The organism is Bacteroides sp. AM23-12, assembly GCF_003434395.1.
Taxonomy (GTDB): Bacteria; Bacteroidota; Bacteroidia; order Bacteroidales; family Bacteroidaceae; genus Bacteroides; species Bacteroides thetaiotaomicron.
Genome location: NZ_QTLF01000006.1, coordinates 180957 through 203649, shown reverse-complemented (window position 1 = coordinate 203649; position 22693 = coordinate 180957). Strand labels below are relative to the sequence as shown.

General features: G+C 46.3%; 20 protein-coding genes. 17 read left to right on the top strand and 3 right to left on the bottom strand.

Annotated elements, in window-relative coordinates:
* Positions 1-13: 13 nt before the first annotated feature.
* Positions 14-1477, bottom strand: coding sequence for a TolC family protein (locus DW640_RS08575; protein ID WP_072066394.1), 1464 nt, complete (start codon positions 1475-1477; stop codon positions 14-16).
* Between the two features lie 236 nt (positions 1478-1713).
* Here DW640_RS08575 and DW640_RS08570 point away from each other — a divergent pair, with 236 nt between their 5' ends.
* The 5 genes from DW640_RS08570 to DW640_RS08550 are packed head-to-tail and all read left to right on the top strand — an operon-like array spanning position 1714 to position 8986.
* Positions 1714-3042 (top strand): SWIM zinc finger domain-containing protein, encoded by a 1329-nt coding sequence (locus DW640_RS08570; RefSeq protein WP_117577838.1) that lies wholly within the window; start codon positions 1714-1716, stop codon positions 3040-3042.
* Positions 3029-4504 (top strand): DUF5691 domain-containing protein, encoded by a 1476-nt coding sequence (locus tag DW640_RS08565; protein ID WP_117577836.1) that lies wholly within the window; start codon positions 3029-3031, stop codon positions 4502-4504. The genes DW640_RS08570 and DW640_RS08565 overlap by 14 nt, the downstream gene beginning before the upstream one ends.
* An 18-nt stretch (positions 4505-4522) precedes the next feature.
* Positions 4523-5602: an AAA family ATPase gene (locus tag DW640_RS08560; protein ID WP_008760828.1), complete on the top strand. Its 1080-nt coding sequence runs from the start codon at positions 4523-4525 to the stop codon at positions 5600-5602.
* Between the two features lie 14 nt (positions 5603-5616).
* A complete protein-coding gene (locus tag DW640_RS08555; protein ID WP_117577834.1) occupies positions 5617-7845 on the top strand; it encodes a DUF5682 family protein in 2229 nt (742 codons plus the stop codon).
* A 10-nt stretch (positions 7846-7855) separates the two neighbouring features.
* Positions 7856-8986 carry a VWA domain-containing protein gene (locus tag DW640_RS08550; RefSeq protein WP_117577832.1) on the top strand — a complete coding sequence of 377 codons (1131 nt, stop codon included), beginning with the start codon at positions 7856-7858 and terminating at the stop codon, positions 8984-8986.
* Between the two features lie 87 nt (positions 8987-9073).
* Here DW640_RS08550 and mdh read toward each other — a convergent pair whose 3' ends face one another.
* A complete protein-coding gene (gene mdh / locus DW640_RS08545; RefSeq protein WP_008760830.1) occupies positions 9074-10015 on the bottom strand; it encodes a malate dehydrogenase in 942 nt (313 codons plus the stop codon).
* A 183-nt stretch (positions 10016-10198) separates the two neighbouring features.
* Between mdh and DW640_RS08540 the strand changes: the two genes are divergently transcribed.
* The 5 genes from DW640_RS08540 (at position 10199) to DW640_RS08515 (ending at position 15121) form a co-directional block, all read left to right on the top strand.
* Positions 10199-11071 (top strand): hypothetical protein, encoded by an 873-nt coding sequence (locus tag DW640_RS08540; RefSeq protein ID WP_008764168.1) that lies wholly within the window; start codon positions 10199-10201, stop codon positions 11069-11071.
* A 108-nt stretch (positions 11072-11179) separates the two neighbouring features.
* Positions 11180-11755: a DUF5034 domain-containing protein gene (locus DW640_RS08535; RefSeq protein WP_055298815.1), complete on the top strand. Its 576-nt coding sequence runs from the start codon at positions 11180-11182 to the stop codon at positions 11753-11755.
* A gap of 11 nt (positions 11756-11766) precedes the next feature.
* Positions 11767-12669: a hypothetical protein gene (locus DW640_RS08530; protein ID WP_055298812.1), complete on the top strand. Its 903-nt coding sequence runs from the start codon at positions 11767-11769 to the stop codon at positions 12667-12669.
* 760 nt (positions 12670-13429) lie between these two features.
* On the top strand, positions 13430-14380 hold the full coding sequence (locus tag DW640_RS08520) for a tyrosine-type DNA invertase cluster 3b (RefSeq protein ID WP_010536539.1): 951 nt from the start codon (positions 13430-13432) through the stop codon (positions 14378-14380).
* Positions 14381-14929: 549 nt separating this feature from the next.
* Complete coding sequence (locus DW640_RS08515; RefSeq protein ID WP_008764174.1) at positions 14930-15121, top strand: hypothetical protein; 192 nt, start codon at positions 14930-14932, stop codon at positions 15119-15121.
* 308 nt (positions 15122-15429) lie between these two features.
* Here the strand turns inward: DW640_RS08515 and DW640_RS08510 are convergent, their stop codons facing one another.
* The gene (locus DW640_RS08510; RefSeq protein WP_008760837.1) at positions 15430-16338 is read right to left on the bottom strand and encodes an NAD kinase; all 909 of its coding nucleotides are present in this window, start codon (positions 16336-16338) and stop codon (positions 15430-15432) included.
* 112 nt (positions 16339-16450) lie between these two features.
* Between DW640_RS08510 and DW640_RS08505 the strand changes: the two genes are divergently transcribed.
* From DW640_RS08505 to recG, 7 genes are read left to right on the top strand one after another with little or no spacing between them, the layout of a single operon-like run.
* Positions 16451-17164 carry a pyridoxine 5'-phosphate synthase gene (locus tag DW640_RS08505; protein ID WP_048697017.1) on the top strand — a complete coding sequence of 238 codons (714 nt, stop codon included), beginning with the start codon at positions 16451-16453 and terminating at the stop codon, positions 17162-17164.
* On the top strand, positions 17164-17883 hold the full coding sequence (locus DW640_RS08500) for a MotA/TolQ/ExbB proton channel family protein (protein ID WP_008760839.1): 720 nt from the start codon (positions 17164-17166) through the stop codon (positions 17881-17883). Before DW640_RS08505 ends, DW640_RS08500 begins: the two co-directional genes overlap by 1 nt.
* 45 nt (positions 17884-17928) lie before the next feature.
* Positions 17929-18345: a biopolymer transporter ExbD gene (locus tag DW640_RS08495; RefSeq protein ID WP_008760840.1), complete on the top strand. Its 417-nt coding sequence runs from the start codon at positions 17929-17931 to the stop codon at positions 18343-18345.
* Between the two features lie 41 nt (positions 18346-18386).
* The gene (locus DW640_RS08490; protein ID WP_117577830.1) at positions 18387-19265 is read left to right on the top strand and encodes a TonB family protein; all 879 of its coding nucleotides are present in this window, start codon (positions 18387-18389) and stop codon (positions 19263-19265) included.
* 25 nt (positions 19266-19290) lie between these two features.
* Complete coding sequence (locus DW640_RS08485; RefSeq protein ID WP_016269433.1) at positions 19291-19842, top strand: DJ-1 family glyoxalase III; 552 nt, start codon at positions 19291-19293, stop codon at positions 19840-19842.
* 7 nt (positions 19843-19849) lie between these two features.
* Positions 19850-20509 (top strand): 2-C-methyl-D-erythritol 4-phosphate cytidylyltransferase, encoded by a 660-nt coding sequence (locus DW640_RS08480; RefSeq protein WP_117577828.1) that lies wholly within the window; start codon positions 19850-19852, stop codon positions 20507-20509.
* A complete protein-coding gene (gene recG / locus DW640_RS08475; protein WP_008760844.1) occupies positions 20510-22606 on the top strand; it encodes an ATP-dependent DNA helicase RecG in 2097 nt (698 codons plus the stop codon). It begins immediately after the preceding gene.
* Positions 22607-22693: the final 87 nt, after the last annotated feature.

Here is a 22693-nt window from a genome sequence, read left to right as displayed (position 1 = left end):
AGTCAACTGTCCATTATTTCAGCGTTCCCAAAGACTTCTTCAGATAAATCTCCGTCAGCTTCACGTCGATTTGTGCGTCAATCTTTTCCGATTGGGCGGACAGCCATGCTGTTTGTGCTTCCAGGACATTGCTGGTGGCAATGACCCCTTCTTTGAAGCCTAAGGTGGCATAACGGAGATTTTCGTCAGCCTTTTCCATATTCTTGGTTGCCATTACCAGTTTTTTGCTGGCTTCCTTTACTTTAAAAGCGGATTGGTTAACTTGCAATTCGATCTTTTCTCTCGCATCCTGAAGCTGATATTGTGCGATTCGTGCTTCTGCCTTGGCGGCTTTGGTCTTGTAAATGCCTTCCCCCCAATGCCAGATAGGTATCTGTACCATAACGCCCACATTCCACATTCCTTTGAATTTATTCTCAAAGCTGTTGAATACGGAAGGATTGGTCACCATATAATTTCCCATCAACGCAATGGACGGAAGATGTTCGGCGCGGGTAACATTTATTTTCTGTTTATAAATCTGAGTAGCCAGTTCAAGACTGCGTATCTCCGGACGGTTGGCGTAAGCGGTGGACATGTCGAAGTGGGTCTCTGGTGTGAGCAGTGGAATGTCCTCCATATTTTCGTCTGCCAACGTGATAGGAGAGCTGAGATCAATGCCACATAGTTGACACAACAACATTCGGGCCAGGCTTAATCCGTCTTCCACTTTAGTCAGTGTCATTTCCGCTTCGTTGACTTTCACACGTACGGACAAACCGTCGGCTTTTGTGGCAACTCCTTCGGCAATCATCTTTTCCACATCGCTGTCCAGCTGCTGCAAAAGTTTGAGATAGCCTTCGGCCAGTTTCTTCTTGTTCACTAAGGATATGACTTGCCAGTAAGCCTGGTCAGTGCTCATGATAACCTCCTGCATGCCTCCTTGATGTTGCTGTTGCGCTAATTCTTCGGCATACTTTGTGATTTTATTATATGCACGGATTTTGCCGCCCATGTATAATGGCTGTGTCAGCGTGATGGCACCTGCATATACATTTCTTGTATCTGTGCGGAGCGCATTCACCAGTGAGTTTCCTGCCTGGTCGAGGGCGGGCAAGGCAGCTCCTAACTTTTCACTTAAAGAAGCGATAAGCGGTCTCAACTCCGGGTGTGCGGTAGCAATCTCTGTAGCCGTCTGTTGTATCGGACCGGCCAAATTGGTCCCCAATCCCGAAAGCGCCGCTTTCTGGTCATTGTTCAATAATGAAAATTCTTTTTGATTTCTCATGTAAGTTCCCGTAGCCGAGAAACTGGGCAGGTAGTTGGTAAATGCAGCTTTGTGCTGATAATGAGCGGCATTTATTTTTTCATTGCTTATCAACAGATCTTTGTTGTTGGCAAGAGCTAATGCGCGGCAACTATCTAGGCTTAGGAAGCTTTGCGCTTTTACTATAAAAGTCAGGCTCAACAGAATTGTCAGAAGAAATAGTTTTTTCATCGCATCTTACATATTAATAAGGTGATACTTCTTTTTTAAATAACCCCGTTATCATATAAATTGTTTATTGAAATAGTTCATTTTTTTGTACTTGTTGACTTAAACAATAATTGCATAAACAACGATGCAAATGTATGTGCTTTCTGTGAAAACGCAAAATGAATTAGCTTTTTTTAAATGCTTCTCTTTGGAAAATATGCTATACTTGCATTTTGAAACATGATAAACATACTATAATGTTATTAAATCTGACAGAAGAACAAATCACTCAACTCGCTCCGGACGCTGCGTCTGTCAAAGCAGGAAAAGGGCTGGCGAACCGGACTAAGTGGGTACTTCTGGAGCATAGTGACCGCGCCATCTGGGGACACTGCCAAGGAAGTGGAAAAACGCCTTATCAAACAGTAGTTGATACAAAGAATATTGCATTCAAATGTTCTTGTCCCAGCCGTAAGTTTCCGTGTAAACATGGGTTGGGGCTTTTATTTATGTATGCTTCCCATGCTGATCTTTTCAAGGAAGCGGAGGAACCGGACTGGGTAACGGCATGGCTCTCCAAACGTGAAGAGAAGGCGGAGAAGAAAGAGCAGAAAGAGAAATCGGAAACTCCGGTGGATGAAGCGGCACAGGCCAAGAGGCAGGCCGTGCGTCATCAGAAGGTATTGGCCGGAATTGATGATCTTCAGATCTGGATGAAAGACTTGCTCCGCAACGGGCTGCTGAATATCCCGGAAAGAGCACATACACTATTTGAACCCATATCCCGCAGGATGATTGATGCACAGGCTGGCGGATTGGCGGGCAGGTTACGATCGCTACAGGAAATCAATTACTATACAGACAGTTGGAAATATGAGCTTACCGACAAATTGAGTAAACTGTATCTTCTGACAGAAAGTTATAAAAATCTGGATTCTCTTTCTGCTGAGTGGCAAACGGAAATCCGTACTCAGGTTGGATATCCGCAGGCGAAGGAAGAAGTGATGTCCGGCGTACCGGTGGCAGACCAATGGATCGTTTTGCATACCAGAAGCCGGAAGATAAATGAGCTGCGGACAGAAACTTTCTGGTTGTACGGGAAGTCCAGTCACCGTATGGCCCTCTATTTAAACTTTCTGGCTCCCGGAGCGTTGCCGGAATTTAATCTGGTTCCCGGTGGCGTCTATGAAGGAGAGTTGTATTTTTATCAGGGCGTTGCTGCCTTGCGTGCCCTACCCCAAAATATGAAATGGCTGGATAGTACCTTCCTGCCTTCATTGTGTGCCGATATACCGGTTGCCATGCAATCTTACAGAGCAGTTATACAGACTCATCCGTTTGCGGAGGAAGTTCCTCTCTTGGTGGACAATGTCAGACTGGTAACAAGCGGAAATACGCACTATCTGCAGGATGCCGGAGGCGTGGCTGTTCCGGTGCATATCGAAGAGACTGCACGTGTTGATATACTGGCTATAACAGGCGGAAAACCCTTCTCGGCTTTTTTGCTGGCAGACGCCGTTTCCTGTGAATTGAAAACAATCTGGTATCAATCTGAATTTTATTTTTGGAAAGATGAACTTAACTGATCATATCATCAATGTGGCATTGCTTGGCACTGCCACCCGTGAACTGATAACGACTGATTTTCCGGAAGAGTTGCAAGAAGCCCTCCGCGACATTCAGGCGAAAGCAGAGGATGCGGAAGCTCTCTTCTATCAGCAGTCCGCTTTGGGCTTTGCCTTTGCACGTGCCGGAGTGGAGGCGCAATCCATTGCAGGAGTTACAAATGTGACAGAAGCTCCGGAAGAAGACAAACCTTACTTCCTCCGTGAAGTGGGAGAGTTGCTTACTTCCCTGTATCTCAATAAAAATCAGTATCTTTTGCTGTATGCTTACCGGAGAGCTGCCGACAAAGGAAAATTGATCCCTCCTGCCTATCTGCAAACTTTATTGCGAAGAGCTTTTGACCGGAATAATCCCTACAGGTATGAGGAACAGCACTGGCTGTCTCTGCTGGCAGGGCAAAGAGGACGTTGGCTTCTTCCGCAAATGGGATTTCCTGTATGGGGAGAATCCGGCAACGAAACTTGGGAAACTGCCTCTCACGAAGAACGGAAACGAATGTTGACTAACCTGCGGAAAAATAGTCCGGAGCAGGGGCTTGCCTTATTGCAGACCGAACTGAAGAATGAGTCGGCTGCCCATCGGGATGAACTGATTCAGTGTTTGCGGTGGGGGTTGAGTAAATCAGACGAAGCATTCCTGCAAGAGATCGTGGCGACCGATCGGAGCAGTAATGTCAAAGAAACGGCCCGGCGATTATTGTGTAGCCTGCCGGACTCCGAACTGGTGAAAATATACGAAGAATTATTGCGGGGGAAATTACATTTCAATTTCCTTTTGGGATGGTCGTATGATAAGATTGAATTTACCCCTGAAATGAAGAAACTGGGACTTGAAGAGGTGAGTTCCAATAAAAACGAGAAGGATGATCGTTTCTTGTTACGCCAGTTGGCGGAACGTGTTCCATTAAGTTTCTGGAGTGAGTTTTATGACTGTCCGCCGGAGAAGGCTGCTAGCAAACTGGCGAAGAACCCTCCTTTTCAGAAACTGTTCGACCTGTCGAAACCGATCCTGAATTTCAGCGACTCCGGTTGGGCATATCATACCTTGAAGGAGAATGCGGATGAAAAAATGGCGGACGCGTTGATGGGTTTATTGCCTTCCTCCCAACGTGAGGAAATAGCTTTTCAGTCAGAGAGAGGCGGCTATATTCCGGATAGCTGGTTCAACGAAGACGGCACTGGATGGGGAATGAAATTCTCCACCCGTGTATTCCAGCGGATGCTTCGGAATAATTACTATCTCCCTAAGGAGACAGCCGAACGACTGGCATTATACTTCCCGTCCGAGATGAGAAAACCCATCGAACAGACAGCGCTTTCAATGGCCGCACAAGAGAATAATACCTCCACCCGTTTTTCCCGGTTGATGATGGAATACATGGATTTGAAGCAGAGAATAGATACCTTATTAAATAATGACTAATAAAAACAGAAAGAAGATATGAGCACTTTATTAAGGCAACATGCTGAACAGCAATTTGCAGAAGAACTTCACGAGTTGAAACAGAATGAAACAAATCCCGTTCCGGAGAATTGGGAGATGTCTCCGCAGTCAGTGGTTACCTACCTGATGGGCGGTAAATTGAAAAACGGATTTGAAGTTTCTCCTAAATATATAGGTAACCGTCGTCTGATGGAAATAGCTGTGGCAACCCTTGTCACCGACCGTGCGCTACTGCTTTACGGACTGCCCGGAACTGCGAAAAGCTGGGTGAGCGAGCATATTGCCGCTGCTATTTCCGGTGATTCCACTTTGATAGTGCAGGGGACGGCCGGCACCGGTGAAGAAGCGATCCGTTATGGGTGGAACTATGCCCGTTTGCTGGCGGAAGGTCCGAGTGTGGGGGCATTGGTGCAAACTCCGGTAATGAAAGCTATGCAGGAAGGTAAGATAGGCCGTATTGAGGAGCTGACACGCATCGGTTCCGATGTGCAGGATACACTGATCACCATTCTTTCTGAAAAGACATTGCCCATTCCGGAGCTGAATACAGAAGTACAGGCAATCCGCGGTTTCAATATCATCGCTACTGCTAATAATCGGGATAAGGGAGTCAATGATCTGTCAAGCGCCTTGAAACGCCGTTTCAATACGGTCATTCTTCCCTTGCCGGATTCTATTGATGAAGAAATAGATATTGTGCGCCGACGGGTAGAGAGCTTTGAGAAAGTAATGCAGCTCCCGGCTGAAAAGCCTGCTTTGGAGGAGATTCGCCGTGTCGTTACTATCTTCCGTGAACTTCGTCAGGGCGCCACTGCCGACGGTAAGACGAAACTGAAGACTCCGAGCGGAACGCTTAGCACGGCAGAGGCTATTTCGGTGGTAAACAATGGACTGGCGATGGCAGGTTATTTCGGTGACGGAGAAATTCATGCCGAAGATCTCGTATCCGGTATTTTGGGTGCAGTGGTCAAAGACCCCGTACAGGATAAAGTCGTTTGGCAGGAATATATGGAAACGGTCGTGAAGAATCGGGACGGCTGGAAAGATATTTACCGTGCTTCAAGGGATATGATTTAAAAAGAAAGGAAGAAATGGCTATTCATTTACTAGGCATCAGGCATCACGGTCCCGGCTCGTGCCGCAATGTGCTGAACTACTTGCAGGAACTGCAACCGGATCTGATTCTGGTAGAAGGTCCGGCAGAAGCCGAAGCGCTGCTGGCCTGTGTGGAAAATCCGCAGATGACGCCTCCGGTAGCTTTGCTGGCATACCAGCCGGACGAGCCTCAGAATGCAGTGTTCTACCCTTTTGCGGAGTTCTCGCCCGAGTGGCAGGCGATGCGTTATGCCGTACAGAACCGGATACCTTTCCGCTTTTTCGACTTGCCTCTGATCTATTCGCTGGCTCTTCGGACAGAAAAGACCTCTGAACAGGAGACGGAAACGACCGCTGAAGTCGCAGAAGCCGGCGACCCGTTCGACTGGCTGGCTCATGCCGCAGGATTTACTGATGGTGAATCCTGGTGGGAAACTATGATTGAACACCGGCAAGAACCTGCCGATATTTTTCAGGCGGTACAAGAGGCTGTGACTGCTCTCCGGGAAGAACTTCCGGGGCACACCTCTCCGCGTGACCTGATACGTGAAGCGTGGATGCGTAAAATGATACGTGCGGCACAGAAGGAGAATTTCGAACGCATTGTCGTCGTCTGTGGTGCATGGCATGTACCCGCACTGGACGATATGCCCAAAGTAAAGGACGATAATGAACTACTGAAGGGACTTCCCAAAGTAAAGGTAGAATGTACATGGATTCCGTGGACGTATGACCGGCTTGCTTTCCGCAGCGGGTATGGTGCGGGAATCGAATCTCCGGGCTGGTATCATTATCTCTGGCATCATCCGGAGGATGATGGCACGCTTTGGGTGAGCCGGATCGCCTCTCTGTTGCGGCAGAAGAATATGGATATCTCGGTAGCCCATGTTATTGAAACCGTCCGTCTGGCACAGGTGACGGCTGCTTTGAGAGATCTGCCTTATCCTTCTCTGAATGAATATAACGAAGCTGTCACTACGGTGATGGGCTTCGGAGATGATATTTTGTTGCAGATTATCAAAGAAGAACTGATCATCAGCAACCGCTTGGGAAGTGTACCTGATGACGTTCCCAAAGTACCTCTGCTGGTAGACGTGGAGAAAATACAGAAACGTCTGCGTGTTCCGTTCACCGCCGAGATCAAAGAACTGATATTAGACCTCCGCAAGCCGAATGATCTGGAGCGAAGTATCTTCTTCCATCGCCTGCAACTGCTGGGCATCGACTGGACTATCCTCGGACGGATAGACGGGAAAGGTACTTTCAAGGAAAAATGGACCTTGTATCACAAACCGGAACAAATCATCCAAATCATTGAACAGGCTATCTGGGGAAACACGGTGATGGAAGCTACGCAGAAATATCTGTTGAAACAGATGGCGGAGATTCAGCATATCCCGGAACTGACAGCTTTGTTGAGTACGGTCCTCCCCGCCGATCTTCCGGCGCTGGTAGAAGCGATGACCGTACAGTTGGACCGTCTTTCGGCTGCTTCTACCGATATTCTGGAAATGATGGAGGCGGTCCCCGATCTGGTGAATATCGTCCGTTACGGAAACGTGCGTGATCTTGATTTCTCGAAGGTCGGTGATATGCTCGAAGCCATGATTGCTCGTATTCTTGCGGGTGGTGTATTGGTGTGTATCAATATCGATGAAGAGGCTGCCGGTGATCTTCTGAATAAATTGGTTGCCACGGACTATGCGCTCTCCATTCTGAATCGGGAAGAACTGAACCTGATGTGGCGCAATTTCATCGGTCAGGTACGTTCTTCTGCCAATGTGCATCCGTTGTTGTCCGGTTATGCTACCCGTCTGCTGAATGACAAAGGGGAAATCTCCGCAGAGGAGATGGAGACGACACTTAGTTTTTATTCTTCTGTTGGCAATGCTCCGGCAGATATGGTATACTGGTTCGAAGGCTTTTTACGTTCATCCGGTTCGATCCTGTTGCTGGACGACCGTCTCTGGAATTTGGTGAATAACTGGGTATGTTCGCAGGACAAAGAAACATTTATGGAATTGTTGCCTGTATTGAGGCGTACTTTCAGCGAATTTACCTCTGCCGAACGCCGTAAGCTGGGTGAGAAAGCCCGTCGTACGGATTCTACGGGCACATCATCTGCCGTAGGAGCTTCGGTAACGGAGAATGAGTGTCTGAATCGGGAAGAAGCAAAGAAGGTAATCCCCGTGATTCGTCAATTATTGGGACTGGAAACAAAGTAAAGGAAAGAAGATGGAAGAAGAATTACTGAAAAGGTGGCGTCTGATACTGGGCGGCGATGAGGCTGACGGTACAGGCGTGACATTGAATCTGGAAGAACAGCGGATAGACCATTCTCTGGAAGCTGTATATGATAGTGACAGAAGAGGGGGGCTGGGTTCCTCGGCTCCCAAAGTAAGCCGATGGCTTGGAGATATCCGTGAGTTCTTTCCGCAGACAGTGGTACAAGTGATTCAGCGGGATGCTATAAAACGTCTGAATCTGACCAGTCTGCTTACCGAAAAAGAAATGCTGGAAACGGTCGTCCCCGATGTTCATCTGGTTGCCACCCTGATGTCGTTAAGCCGGGTGATTCCTGAAAAGAATAAGGAGATGGCACGCCAGGTAGTCCGCAAGGTGGTTGAGGAGTTGCTTCGCAAACTGTCGGCTCCTACGCAACAGGCGGTAACCGGTGCTTTGAACCGTTCCAGCCGTCGCAGGAACCCGCGTTACAATGAGATAGATTGGAAAACGACCATTACCAAGAACCTGAAAAACTACCAACCGGACTATAAGACGATTATTCCCGAAATCCGTATTGGTTATGGGCGTAAACGGAAAGCGATGAAAGACATTATCCTGTGTCTGGATCAAAGCGGTTCTATGGGGACGTCGGTCATTTATTCCGGCATATTCGGTTCTGTGTTGGCATCCATTCCGGCGGTATCTACCCGTATGGTGGTTTTTGATACGGCAGTCGTTGATCTGACGGATGATTTGCAAGATCCCGTGGATCTGCTTTTCGGGGTACAGCTCGGGGGAGGAACCGATATAGCCCGTGCGCTGACTTATTGTCAGGGAGTCATTACCCGTCCGCAGGACACGGTGATGGTGTTGGTGACTGACCTTTACGAAGGAGGAGACTCCAGAGAAATGAGAAAGAAATTTGTCTCGTTGGTCAATAGCGGTGTGCAGTTGATTGCCCTTCCGGCGTTGAACGATGACGGTGCTCCGTCCTACGACAAGGGGCATGCTGAGTTTCTCGCTTCCATAGGGGTGCCGACATTTGCCTGTACTCCCGATAAGTTTCCGGACCTTATGGCGGCTGCTTTGAGTAAACAGGACATTGGAATGTGGGTTTCTCAGAATGTAAAGAGTGAATGACAACTATTGGATAGAAAAGAAAGAAGGCTGTCCCTCATAGCGAAGGACAGCCTTTCTTAGCTTATATAAATGTAAGGGGATTGCTAATTACAGAGCGCCTACTTCTTTCAAAGCGGCGTTTGTTCCGTGAACAGCTTTTGCGCTGGCAGCGAACTTAGCTTTTTCGTCAGCGTTCAGATCCAGTTCAACGATCTTTTCGATACCGTTCTTGCCAAGGATTACAGGAACACCGATGCAAATGTCTGATTCACCGTATTCTCCCTCCAGATATACTGAACAAGGGATCATCTTCTTTTGGTCGTGAAGGATAGATTCAACTACGAATGCTCCTGCTGCACCCGGTGCATACCATGCAGAAGTACCCAGCAACTTAGTCAGAGTAGCACCACCTACCATAGTAGCAGCAGCCACTTCGTTCAGTTTTTCTTCAGAGATGAAGTTAGTTACAGGCATACCTTTGTAAGTAGCGAAGCGAGTCAAAGGAATCATAGTAGTATCACCGTGACCACCGATAACCATACCTTCTACTTCGTTGGCGTTGCAGCCCAAAGCCTGAGACAAGAAATATTTGAAACGAGAGCTGTCCAGTGCGCCACCCATACCGATGATGCGGTTCTTCGGCAAGCCCAGAGCTTTCAATGACAGGTAAGTCATTGTATCCATCGGGTTAGAGATAACAACAAGGATTGCATTGGGAGAATATTTCAAGATGTTTTCTGCCACTGATTTAACGATACCAGCGTTTACACCGATCAGTTCTTCGCGAGTCATACCCGGTTTACGAGGAATACCTGAAGTAATTACAACAACGTCAGAGTTAGCAGTCTGAGCATAGTCGTTAGTGCAGCCTACTACAGTTGTGTCGAAACCCAACAGTTGAGCTGTCTGCATCATATCCATTGCTTTACCTTCTGAAACGCCTTCTTTAACGTCCAGCATTACTACTTCGTCTGCTACTTCATTGAAAGCAAGTACATTTGCACATGTAGCACCTACGTTACCTGCGCCTACTACGGTTACTTTTGACATAATACTATATATTTAAAAAGTTGATAATTTATTTCATGCTTTTTAGCGCGACAAAATTACAACGATAATCCTAATTAAAGAAATTTTTCCGTAATAATTTTCGTTAAAGAAAATGCCCAAGACTATGTTACTCTGTTACGAAATGATTACTTTTGTGCCCGTTATCGATTAACAATTGGAACTATGAACAAAAAAAGCCTTCTTATTGCAGCTGTAGCTGTTTTGGTGATAGCGATTATCGGCATCACTTATTTGTTGTTTACTGAAAAGAAAGCCAATCGCGAGCTGGTACAGGAATTTCAGTTGGATAAGGAAGATTTGGAGAATGAATATAGCCAGTTTGTGCAAAAGTATGATGAGTTAAAGTTTACGGTAACTAATGACTCTCTCGCACTGTTGCTGGAGCAGGAACAATTGAAAACTCAACGATTGCTCGAAGAACTCCGTACCGTGAAAAGCTCGAATGCAACGGAAATCCGTCGTTTGAAAAAGGAGCTTGCCACTTTGCGTAAGATATTGGTAGGCTACGTCAATCAGATAGACTCACTGGACAGAATCAATAAGCGCCAGCAACAGGTGATTGCAGACGTTACTCAGAAATACAACACTGCTTCACAGCAAATCAGTACACTTTCCAAAGAAAAGGAGAATCTGGATAAGAAGGTGACACTGGCTGCCCAGCTCGATGTGACCAATATCCGTATCGAACCGCGCAATAAACGGGGGAAGGTTGCAAAGAAAGTGAAAGACATCGTGAAGCTGGCTATCAGCTTTACAGTCGTGAAGAATATTACGGCAGAGAATGGCGAACGTACCATCTATATACGTATCACCAAACCGGATAATGACGCACTGACCAAGAGTGCATCCAACACTTTCTCTTACGAAAACCGTACACTGACTTACTCCATCAAAAAGTATATCGAATACAACGGTGAGGAACAGAACGTGAATGTATTCTGGGATGTGGAAGAGTTTTTGTATGCCGGAAACTATCGTTTGGATATCTTCGAGGGCGGAAATCTGATCGGCTCTCAGAAGTTTACGCTGGACTAACCGATATAAATTCAAGAAAAAAATGCGCCAATAAGCAGTAAAAGGCTTTTTGGCGCATTTTTCTATTAGAAAAAGGTTAACTTTGTGAAAACTAATAGAATAATACGTATGAAAAAGCACTTGACTCAGCTACTGCTATCATTACTGTTTTTGGTGGTGACAGCCATGACTTGCGATGAACAGGATTTGGCTGAACCGATAGACATCTCCTGTACTTTGAAAGAAGTGAAGTTATATCATTGGGATAATGCAGGTGAGAAACCTAAGGAGGCTCTTGATAACAAAGTTCTCAAAGAAGCTTATATGATGGAGATTCGTTTGCTGACAGATGCGGGGGAAAAAGATCCGGAATCTTATGACGCCGATCATTATCTTCGCCATGTATTATCGGATGGCATCAAAAAGATTCAGATATTTACGGAAACGGCTTTTAATGAAGAATTTCCCGCAGGAGCAGAAGTCACTTCCTGCTTTTATGACTATCCAAAGACGTTTGTTAAAGATCAGCAGACAGATTATACTGTTAATGGAGGGGTTATATCCATGATAGATGAAGTAAACAAGATATATAAGGCGTTATTGACCATTCCCCAATCAGGCGGAGAGTTCCGTTTTCGTGTAGTGCTGACAATGGAAAGCGGTGAAGCGGTTGAACGGCTGAGCGATCCGGTTACTTTCTATTAAATCTGCTGTCTATGAAGAAAATACATTTATTAGCCATGCTATTGTTTACTGCATGTGTTGTGCCTGTATCGCAGGCGCAGGAAAGCCTGTTTCTTAAAGATCCATCTACCAAGAATAAGTTGCTACAGTTAGACTTGGATGTGGGAACCTGTTTTGACCTGGCTTATCGGGGGAAGGGAAATATGTACACTGCAATGTCGGACCGGAAATCTGTGTTTCCTGCTATCAACCTTCGTTTGCAACATTTCTTTTCGCGTAAATGGGGATGGTATACGAATATCCGTTTGGGGATTCCCGTGAAATATAGGCGGGATTGTTATACTGAATTAGTCCATGCAGTCGAAGCGAATTACTATGTGAATAATCTCATACCGGGAACGCAAAAACCGGACGTTAATCCCTGTCTGGATTTTGGTGTTGCTTATCGCTTTGAAAATTCCCATTGGGCTTTTTATCCTCGTTTGGGGATTGGTGTGAATAGCATTTCCTATCAGCGTGTTTGTGCGGAACTAAAGAAAAAAGGAGGAAATGAATTATATAAGATAGAGTATAGAGGAGATGATGAAAGTAACTATGGTAGTGAGAGTATCGATGCTTTTATTCTTTCGGCAGGTATTACCGCCAACTATAAGCTCAGTCGAAATTGTTTTTTACTGTTGAATGTCAATTATATACAGCCATTGGGGAGATTTACTTATCGTAAATATGTAACAGACCTTTATACGGGAGAAAAGGTGGAGAGAGGAGTCTATAAAAGTTCTACATTCGCCCGTGATCTGAATGTAAGTGTCGGATTCGGATTCCCTTTTTATTTGGGAAGAAAGACTAATAGAAAATCATCGCATAGAGAAAGAACCAGGCAGCTAATGGAACAGAAACGGAAAACATACGGGTTGTTTCCGGGAAATAAGTAGCCATTTAATCATTTCTTTGCAATGATGAGCGAATAGAATTTAGCCTTTATACAAAGTTTGAAAAAGAAAAAACTCTGCCATTCACAACAATTGGATTAACATTCTTATGATATACTTACGTGTCAGCTAGTCTCTCTATAAAAATAAAAACTATAAATTGCTGTCATCTGTCACTTTGTTGGGTATAATATCTTGAATATGAGTGATTAATGAGGTGACGGCAGTAGGTGACGGCAGTGTGACGGCAAATTTTGCTGTCACACTGCCTTGTTTTCAATGGTTCCTTATGGTCTGTTTGTAGTTCTATATAGAGCTTTTTAGTTTCTCCCGTTTGAAACTTTTGTTTCTTCAGCTTGGAACTAAAGTTTCAAAGCCTTGAAACCAAAGTTTCGGACGCTTGAAAACATTGGTTCCAGCGTATGGAAACTAGTTATACTAGAGTGTATGATGTCAAAAGTCAATAGTAGCGAGTTCAGTGTAGTCGATGTGCGTGTGACGGCAATAGTTGTCATCACCGTGCCGTCACCTGTTGCCGTCACAGCGTTAAGCCTTGACTATGAGTGTGTTATTTGTGTTTTTGTGATGGGTGACAGCAATAATTGGATAAACAATACATAGAGAGAGAAGCCGGTTGATACATCTATTATGATAGGATTTATCAGATTGATAATCGTTTAAGAGCTTTTTAGGTGCCTTAACGACAAAACAAGTGGCTGATTGTGTTATATTCCCTAAGTAACCAAATAAAAATAACAAGATTATGAAACAGAAAAGAGCTAAAATTGGATTTACCGGATGTGCCAAAGCGTATATCCGGAGTTTGCAGGAAGAAGGGCGCTATTCTACGGCACATGTGTATAAGAATGCGGTTCTTTCATTTACGAGATTTCATGGCAGTACGTATATTGCATTCGAGCAGATCACTCGCGAGTCTTTGCGACGTTACGGACAATATCTGTACGATTGCAAACTGAAACTCAATACGATCTCTACCTATATGCGAATGCTGCGCTGTATTTACAATCGTGGTGTGGAAGCTGGTATCGCCCGTTTTATCCCCCGATTGTTTCGTGATGTATATACCGGTGTGGATGTCCGGCAGAAAAAGGCAATGCCCGTAAAGGAACTGCATACACTTCTTTATAAAACACCCCAGTCTAAGCACTTGCGGCGTACTCAGGAGATTGCCCGACTGATGTTCCAGTTCTGCGGAATGCCTTTTGCGGATTTTGCGCATTTGGAAAAGTCGGCATTGGCACAAGGGGTATTGAGATATAACCGTATCAAGACAGGCACTTCTGTTAGTCTTGAGGTGCTGGAGTCATCTCTGCCAACGATCAGTAAACTTCGCAATAATGACCCTGTTCGGGAAGATGGAACGAATTATTTATTCAGTATTCTGAGAGGGAATAAAAGCCCAAAAGGTGAAAGCATGTATAAAGAATACCAGTCGGCGCTTCGTCGGTTCAATAATCAGCTGAAAAGTCTTTCAAGGGAACTTCACTTAAAGTCGGCTGTCACCTCATATACCATCCGTCATTCTTGGGCAACGAATGCCAAATACCAGGGTATACCTATTGAAATGATCAGTGAATCATTGGGACACAAATCTATTAAGACGACTCAAATCTACCTGAAAGGTTTTGAACTGGAAAAGAGAACAGAAGCAAATCGGTTGAATTGTTTTTACGTTGAAAACTGCAATAATTAGAATAGAATATAATCAGAGTGCTGACTATTAGTGTGTTATCATGTCTATTACTTCTTAGGTAACGGAAATAAATACGACGCAAAGATATATAAAAAGAATCTCATATCCCAAACTTATTATACATTATTTTATTTCTCTGACTTAAGAAAATAAAATAACACTATGAGAACACGAATACCACTGACTTCATGTTCCGAACCCTTATTGTTTGTCATCCGACAAAATCTCCTTCATAACCCTTTTATACAGTGCTTCTCGCAAAGGCCGCTGCCTTTTTCGCTTCTTTTCCCCTATGTGTAAAGTCCGGTAATGGACTTCCGTTACCTAAGAAGTAATAGATAAATGTAAGTAGTAAATTGTGACACGCAATTCAAACAACAAGCTCATTTTGCATGCCTTCTATTTACTTTGGTTCTGAATTTATCCATTGGGATATATGCTTGTAAAGGTACACACACAGTGACAAAATAAAGAGAATGAACATTGCTTCGATGTGGGCAATGTCTTAAAAAGGGTTTTTAGTTTACTTATTTAAAAGTAAAAGAAGAAATGGAAAGTTTATGGAAAGTCTGGTTCTCCAGAAGGAGAAAGGTGTATGTTCGGATAGCCCGTCAATATGGTTCCACTCCGTGGCGGGTGTATTATTTAGGACATGGAGGCAGGTGCAGGTCGCTCAAAGACATGCAGATATTGGAAGCGTTACAGCGGCAGGGAGTTATTTCGCATATTTACCCTTGGTGATAATTGCCTGAAAAATACTTGAACATATTTAATTATGTGTCCGACAGAAATATGAATAATTATAAAATATGGGGTGAGATGTTTTTCTAAAAAGGTTACTGTGAAGTACCCGAACGGGGATAAACCCTTTATAGCATGTGTATGTTTCCCACAACATGCTTATTGCTTATATAAACGGAGTCTCTTGGATGTCCGTTTTATATAATTGTTTGTTTTTGTTTAAGTACATTCTGTCCTGGTGAGGAAGGATGTACTTTTTTGCGTCCGAAGGTCCGGAATCTGATAGTCGCGAAGGTCCGGTCGGAAGATCAACGCCTTCCGTCCGCTCCCCACATCATCTTGCTGCGGAGGGTATCGAAGAAAATATGATTGAACCGTTTCACTACTTTTATACTGTAGTCTGCCCGGCGAATGGTCAGCTGAGTCGTCTCCTTGCACGTTTCGCTGCTGCCGTCGATGGCAACGAGGAAGTTATGGCTGCGGCTTTCCACGTCCAGCGTGATTTCCCAGTCGTCACGAATGACGATAGGACGGACGTTGAGGCTGTGCGGAGCTACCGGGGTAATGGCGATCGTATTGGAATGAGGAACGATGATCGGGCCGCCTACGCTTAATGAATACGCAGTAGAACCGGTAGGAGTGGCAATCACCAGTCCGTCTGCCTGATAAGTATTCAGATAAGCACCGTTGATCGCAGTGCGGATGCTGATCATGGAAGAACTGTCCCGCTTGAGCACCGCAATTTCGTTGAGGGCATAGGGCGATTCCTGAAGATTTCTGTCATTGCAGATAAGTTGTAATACACTTCGTTCCTCCACACTGTATCTGCCTGCCTGAATCTCTTCGAAAGTCACCTCCATCTCTTCGGGTGAAACATCGGCAAGAAATCCCAGTCGCCCTGTGTTGATGCCGAGAATGGGGATTTGTTTTCTACCCACCCGGCGGGCAGCTTTCAGAAATGTGCCGTCACCTCCGATGCTGATAACCATATCGGCTGTGAAGTCGTTGCCTTCGAGCAGGGCGTCGACAGGCACTTCCATTTTTAAATCTGCCGTCAGGAACTGGTAAAACTCCCGGCACATACAGATTTCCGCTCCCTGCTTCTTGAGAAGCTCGAACAGTCTGAGTGCATGCAAAGACTTTTTAGGCTGATACGTATTTCCGAAAATGGCAAATTTCATAAGCTGTTTCATTAGTTTCGGTTGCAAAATTGGCATTTTTTCTTGGATTTCTACTTTAAATAACCAAAAAAGAACTGAGAATGCGTTTCGTATTATTAGGCAACTAATAATAATATTTGTATTTTTGCGGCAAATATTGCGTAAAACTATGACTAAATTAAGTGTAAACATAAACAAGGTTGCTACATTGAGAAATGCACGCGGAGGGGATATCCCCAATGTGGTGAAGGTAGCACTTGATTGTGAAGCTTTCGGGGCTGACGGTATTACGGTTCATCCCCGTCCCGACGAACGCCACATCCGCCGGGCAGATGTATATGATCTGCGTCCGTTGTTGCGGACCGAATTCAATATCGAGGGCTACCCGTCGCCGGAGTTTATAGACCTGGTATTGAAAGTGAAACCTCATCAGGTGACGCTGGTTCCTGACGATCCTTCGCAGATTACTTCCAACTCCGGTTGGGATACAAAAGCAAATCTGGAATTTCTGTCGGAAGTTCTCGATCAGTTCAACAGCGCGGGCATCCGTACTTCCGTCTTTGTTGCCGCCGACCCGGAGATGGTGGAATATGCGGCAAAAGCAGGTGCCGACCGTGTGGAACTTTATACGGAACCCTATGCTACGGCATATCCGAAGAATCCGGAAGCGGCTGTTGCCCCATTTGTGGAAGCAGCCAAAACAGCCCGCAAGCTGGGCATCGGCTTGAACGCCGGACACGACTTGAGTCTTGTGAATTTAAACTATTTCTATAAAAACATTCCTTGGGTGGACGAAGTATCCATAGGTCATGCCTTGATCAGCGACGCATTGTATCTGGGACTGGAACGTACTATTCAGGAATATAAAAACTGTCTACGCTAATGAATGTATTGATGTTATTGGCCCAGGGTGCCATGAATATGGCCGACTCGCTGGCAACTGCCAACCCGGTGCTGACTCCGGTCAGCGCTCCCGAGATGAATATGCTTGATATGGCTATCAAGGGTGGTTGGATTATGATTGTACTGGGTGTACTGTCTGTAGTCTGTTTCTACATCTTATTTGAACGTAACTATATGATCCGTAAAGCGGGAAAAGAAGACCCGATGTTCATGGAACGGATCAAGGATTATATCCATAGCGGTGAAATCAAAGCGGCTATCCAGTATTGCCGCACGATGAACACTCCTTCGGCACGCATGATTGAAAAAGGAATCAGCCGTCTGGGACGTCCCATCAACGATGTGCAGGTAGCCATCGAGAATGTCGGTAATCTGGAAGTTGCCAAACTGGAAAAAGGCCTGACCGTCATGGCAACAATCTCCGGTGGTGCTCCGATGCTCGGATTCCTCGGTACGGTGACCGGTATGGTACGCGCATTCTACGAAATGGCGAATGCGGGAAGCGGAAACATCGATATAACCTTGCTTTCCGGCGGTATCTACGAAGCCATGATCACCACCGTAGGCGGTCTGATCGTGGGTATCATTGCCATGTTTGCTTACAACTACCTGGTGATGCTGGTAGACCGTGTAGTAAACAAAATGGAAGCTCGTACGATGGAATTTATGGACCTCTTGAACGAGCCTGCCCAAAAGTAACCCTGAGACGTTAATCACTATCATTAACCACTAATCAATAATAAAGTGGGATTAAAAAGAAGAAATAGAGTATCGCCCAATTTCAGTATGGCATCCATGACGGACGTCATCTTCCTGCTGCTGATATTCTTTATGATTACCTCTACGGTGGTGTCGCCCAATGCCATAAAGGTGTTGTTGCCGCAAGGCAAACAGCAGACTTCGGCCAAACCGCTGACAAGAGTCGTGATCGATAAAGACCTGAACTTCTACGCTGCTTTCGGCAATGAGAAGGAAAAGCCGCTGTCGTTGGACGAACTGACTCCGTTCCTGCAAGGTTGCGCGGAGAAAGAACCGGAGATGTATGTGGCATTGTATGCAGATGAGTCGGTGCCTTACCGTGAAATCGTGCGGGTGCTGAACATTGCGAATGAGAATCATTTTAAAATGGTGCTGGCTACACGCCCGCCGGAAAACAAATAAAGTAAGTAGTTGCTACTTAACTACTAAAAAAAGAAACAATTATGGACGACAGAAGAAAAAAGGGTGAATTCGTCGGCGCGCTGGGTGCACTGTTGGTACACGTGGCAGTGATAGCTCTTTTGATTCTGGTGAGCTTTACGGTTCCCCAGCCGGATGAAGACGCAGGCGGCGTACCTGTGATGCTGGGAAATGTGGAGTCTGCCCGAGGCTTTGACGACCCTTCGCTGGTGGACGTGGATATACTGCCCGAAGAACCGGAAGCACCTGCACCTGCGGAAACGCAGCCGGAACTGCCCTCGGAACAGGATCTGCTGACACAGACCGAAGAAGAAACGGTAGTGCTGAAACCGAAAACGGAACCTAAAAAGGAGACCGTGAAACCCAAAGAGGTAGTGAAGCTCAAAGAACCGGTGAAGAAACCCGAAAAGACAGAGGCGGAGAAAGCTGCCGAAGCGAAACGTCTTGCCGAAGAAAAAGCGGAACGTGAACGGAAAGCCGCCGAAGAAGCTGCGAAGAAAAAGGTTGCCAACGCTTTCGGAAAGGGAGCGCAGATGGGAGGCAGCAAAGGTACTTCCGCCAGCGGCACGGGAACAGAAGGCAGCAAGGACGGCAATTCATCCACCGGAGCGAAGACCGGAACCGGAGGTTACGGAACATTTGACCTTGGCGGACGTTCTTTAGGTACGGGCAGTCTGCCAAAGCCTGCCTATAATGTGCCCGAAGAAGGACGTGTGGTAGTCAATATCACCGTGAATCCGGCGGGAGTAGTCATTGGAACCAGTATCAATCCTCAAACGAACACCGTGAACTCCACCCTGCGGAAGGCAGCGGAAGACGCGGCGAAGAAGGCTCGCTTCAACACCGTGGAAGGACCGAACAACCAGACTGGAACCATCACTTATTATTTTAACCTGAGATAGTATCACTAATCAAAAATATAGGATTATGGGAACTGTATATGCTTTTTTTGCAGATGGCTTTGAAGAAATAGAAGCCTTTACTGCTGTCGACACTTTGAGACGTGCCGGACTGAATGTGCAAATTGTATCTGTCACTCCGGATGAAATTGTAATGGGCGCTCACGATGTGTCATTGCTCTGTGATATAAACTTTGAAAACTGCGATTTTTTTGATGCCGATCTGCTGTTGTTGCCCGGAGGAATGCCGGGAGCGGCTACGCTCGATAAACATGAAGGGCTGCGAAAACTGCTTCTTGACTTTGCAGCCAAAGGAAAACCGATCGCAGCGATCTGTGCGGCTCCGATGGTATTGGGCAAATTAGGTTTGCTGAAAGGTCGGAAAGCAACTTGCTACCCCAGCTTTGAACAATATCTGGAAGGTGCGGAATGTGTCAGTGAACCCGTAGTTCGGGACGGAAATATCATCACAGGTATGGGGCCGGGCGCTGCTATGGAGTTTGCTCTGACCATCGTAGATCTGTTGGTCGGCAAAGAAAAAGTAGACGAACTGGTAGAAGCGATGTGTGTAAAACGCTAAGCTGTCTATGAAACAATCTGTGATTATTGTCGCCGGTGGAAAGGGCTTGCGAATGGGAAGCGATCTTCCCAAACAATTTCTTCCTGTCGGTGGCAAACCTGTGCTGATGCGTACGCTGGAAGCATTCCGCAAGTACGATGCGATGCTTCAGATCATTCTGGTACTTCCCCGTGAACAGCAGGACTTTTGGAAACAGCTTTGCGAAGAACATCATTTTTCGGTGGAACATCTTGTGGCAGATGGCGGCGAGACCCGTTTTCATTCGGTGAAGAACGGGCTGGTACTTGTGCAGGCTCCCGGCTTGGTAGGGGTGCACGACGGAGTTCGTCCGTTTGTAACCCTAGAAGTGATTCGCCGGTGTTACGAGCTGGCGGAGCAATATAAAGCAGTGATTCCGGTGGTGGATGTAGTCGAAACGCTGCGCCATCTGACGGATGCCGGAAGCGAAACGGTGAGCCGTACTGAATATAAGTTAGTGCAGACTCCTCAGGTCTTTGAGGTGGAGCTGCTGAAACAGGCTTATGGACAGGAGTTTACTCCGTTCTTTACGGACGATGCTTCGGTGGTCGAAGCAATGGGCGTACCCGTACATCTGGCAGAAGGTAATCGTGAAAACATAAAAATAACAACTCCCTTTGACCTGAAGATCGGGAGTGCTCTCTTGTAAATGTTCGATTTAACCACACGCGACATCAAATTTATCTCCGGTGTAGGGCCTCAGAAGGCCGCAGTATTGAACAAGGAGTTGGAAATCTACTCGTTGTACGATCTGATTTATTATTTTCCTTATAAATATGTTGACCGGAGCCGCATCTATTACATTCACGAAATAGATGGCAATATGCCGTATATCCAGCTGAAAGGAGAGATTCTCGGCTTCGAGACGATAGGCGAAGGGCGGCAACGGCGGCTGACGGCCCATTTCTCCGACGGAACGGGAATCGTCGACCTGGTGTGGTTTCAAGGCATCAAATATATATTAGGTAAGTATAAACTTCACGAAGAATACATCATCTTCGGTAAGCCTACCGTGTTTAACGGGCGTATCAATGTGGCACATCCCGACATCGATAAGCCGGATGATCTGAAACTTTCTTCCGTCGGACTGCAACCTTATTATAATACGACGGAGAAAATGAAACGGAGTTTTCTCAATTCGCATGCGATTGAGAAGATGATGGCTACGGTGATCCAGCAGATACAGGAACCCCTGCCGGAAACGCTTTCTCCCAAAATCCTGTCGGACCATCATCTGATGCCTCTGACGGAGGCACTCCGGAATATCCATTTCCCGACGAATCCCGATTCGCTGCGCAGGGCTCAGTATCGTCTTAAATTCGAAGAACTGTTCTACGTGCAGCTGAATATCCTCCGCTATGCGAAAGACCGCCAAAGACGATATCGTGGATATATCTTTGAACGGGTAGGGGATGTTTTCAATACTTTCTATTCGCAGAACCTTCCTTTTCAGTTGACGGGTGCACAGAAACGGGTACTGAAAGAAATAAGGAATGATGTGGGAAGCGGGCGGCAGATGAACCGTCTGCTTCAAGGGGACGTGGGTAGCGGTAAAACCCTGGTAGCGTTGATGAGCATGCTGCTTGCACTGGACAACGGTTTTCAAGCGTGCATGATGGCTCCCACCGAAATTTTGGCGAACCAGCATTACGAGACAATCAAGGAGCTGCTTTTCGGTATGGATATCCGTGTCGAACTGCTGACCGGATCTATCAAAGGAAAGAAGAGGGAAGCGATCCTGACCGGACTGCTGACGGGAGACGTGAAAATCCTGATAGGTACGCACGCGGTCATTGAAGACACGGTGAACTTCTCTTCTTTGGGACTGGTCGTTATTGACGAACAACACCGCTTCGGAGTGGCGCAGCGTGCCCGCCTCTGGACGAAAAACATACAGCCGCCCCATGTGCTGGTGATGACCGCCACGCCTATTCCGCGTACATTGGCGATGACGTTGTATGGCGATCTGGATGTTTCTGTCATTGACGAGCTGCCGCCGGGACGGAAACCGATAACCACCATTCATCAGTTTGACAACCGTCGGGAAAGTATGTACCGCGCCGTACGCAAGCAGATAGAAGAAGGACGGCAGGTGTACATCGTCTATCCTTTAATAAAGGAAAGCGAGAAGATCGACCTCAAGAACCTGGAAGAAGGTTACCAGCATATCCTGGAAGAGTTTCCCGGCTGTACCGTTGCCAAAGTTCACGGCAAGATGAAGTCTGCGGAGAAAGATGAGCAGATGCAGCTCTTTATTTCCGGACAAGCTCAGATTATGGTTGCCACTACCGTGATCGAAGTCGGGGTGAATGTGCCCAATGCTTCTGTGATGATCATTGAGAATGCCGAACGCTTCGGACTTTCGCAACTCCATCAGTTGCGCGGTCGGGTGGGACGGGGTGCTGAACAGTCTTATTGTATCCTTGTGACGAACTACAAACTGACCGAAGACACGCGGAAACGGCTGGAAATAATGGTGCGCACCAACGACGGCTTTGAAATAGCGGAAGCAGACTTGAAACTGCGCGGTCCCGGTGATTTGGAGGGGACGCAGCAAAGCGGCATTGCCTTCGATCTGAAGATTGCGAACCTTGCCCGTGACGGTCAGTTGTTACAGTACGTCCGTTCGATAGCCGAAGATATCGTAGATAACGACCCGTCGGCTCAAAGTCCGGAGAATGAGATTCTGTGGCGGCAACTGAAATCTCTCCGGAAAACGAATGTTAACTGGGCGGCTATAAGTTGAAAAACGGTTAAACATGCAGTTTATTTGCGGGAATGTGTTGCAAAACATGTTTCGTTTCTATTCCTCCTATTTATAGGGCTTTAACGC

Bases quoted from the DNA above. Each gene is read 5' to 3' on its own strand.
- DW640_RS08575 (WP_072066394.1), bottom strand. From the start codon at position 1,477: ATGAAAAAACTATTTCTTCTGACAATTCTGTTGAGCCTGACTTTTATA.
- DW640_RS08570 (WP_117577838.1), top strand. From the start codon at position 1,714: ATGTTATTAAATCTGACAGAAGAACAAATCACTCAACTCGCTCCGGAC.
- DW640_RS08565 (WP_117577836.1), top strand. From the start codon at position 3,029: ATGAACTTAACTGATCATATCATCAATGTGGCATTGCTTGGCACTGCC.
- DW640_RS08560 (WP_008760828.1), top strand. From the start codon at position 4,523: ATGAGCACTTTATTAAGGCAACATGCTGAACAGCAATTTGCAGAAGAA.
- DW640_RS08555 (WP_117577834.1), top strand. From the start codon at position 5,617: ATGGCTATTCATTTACTAGGCATCAGGCATCACGGTCCCGGCTCGTGC.
- DW640_RS08550 (WP_117577832.1), top strand. From the start codon at position 7,856: ATGGAAGAAGAATTACTGAAAAGGTGGCGTCTGATACTGGGCGGCGAT.
- mdh (WP_008760830.1), bottom strand. From the start codon at position 10,015: ATGTCAAAAGTAACCGTAGTAGGCGCAGGTAACGTAGGTGCTACATGT.
- DW640_RS08540 (WP_008764168.1), top strand. From the start codon at position 10,199: ATGAACAAAAAAAGCCTTCTTATTGCAGCTGTAGCTGTTTTGGTGATA.
- DW640_RS08535 (WP_055298815.1), top strand. From the start codon at position 11,180: ATGAAAAAGCACTTGACTCAGCTACTGCTATCATTACTGTTTTTGGTG.
- DW640_RS08530 (WP_055298812.1), top strand. From the start codon at position 11,767: ATGAAGAAAATACATTTATTAGCCATGCTATTGTTTACTGCATGTGTT.
- DW640_RS08520 (WP_010536539.1), top strand. From the start codon at position 13,430: ATGAAACAGAAAAGAGCTAAAATTGGATTTACCGGATGTGCCAAAGCG.
- DW640_RS08515 (WP_008764174.1), top strand. From the start codon at position 14,930: ATGGAAAGTTTATGGAAAGTCTGGTTCTCCAGAAGGAGAAAGGTGTAT.
- DW640_RS08510 (WP_008760837.1), bottom strand. From the start codon at position 16,338: ATGCCAATTTTGCAACCGAAACTAATGAAACAGCTTATGAAATTTGCC.
- DW640_RS08505 (WP_048697017.1), top strand. From the start codon at position 16,451: ATGACTAAATTAAGTGTAAACATAAACAAGGTTGCTACATTGAGAAAT.
- DW640_RS08500 (WP_008760839.1), top strand. From the start codon at position 17,164: ATGAATGTATTGATGTTATTGGCCCAGGGTGCCATGAATATGGCCGAC.
- DW640_RS08490 (WP_117577830.1), top strand. From the start codon at position 18,387: ATGGACGACAGAAGAAAAAAGGGTGAATTCGTCGGCGCGCTGGGTGCA.
- DW640_RS08485 (WP_016269433.1), top strand. From the start codon at position 19,291: ATGGGAACTGTATATGCTTTTTTTGCAGATGGCTTTGAAGAAATAGAA.
- DW640_RS08480 (WP_117577828.1), top strand. From the start codon at position 19,850: ATGAAACAATCTGTGATTATTGTCGCCGGTGGAAAGGGCTTGCGAATG.
- recG (WP_008760844.1), top strand. From the start codon at position 20,510: ATGTTCGATTTAACCACACGCGACATCAAATTTATCTCCGGTGTAGGG.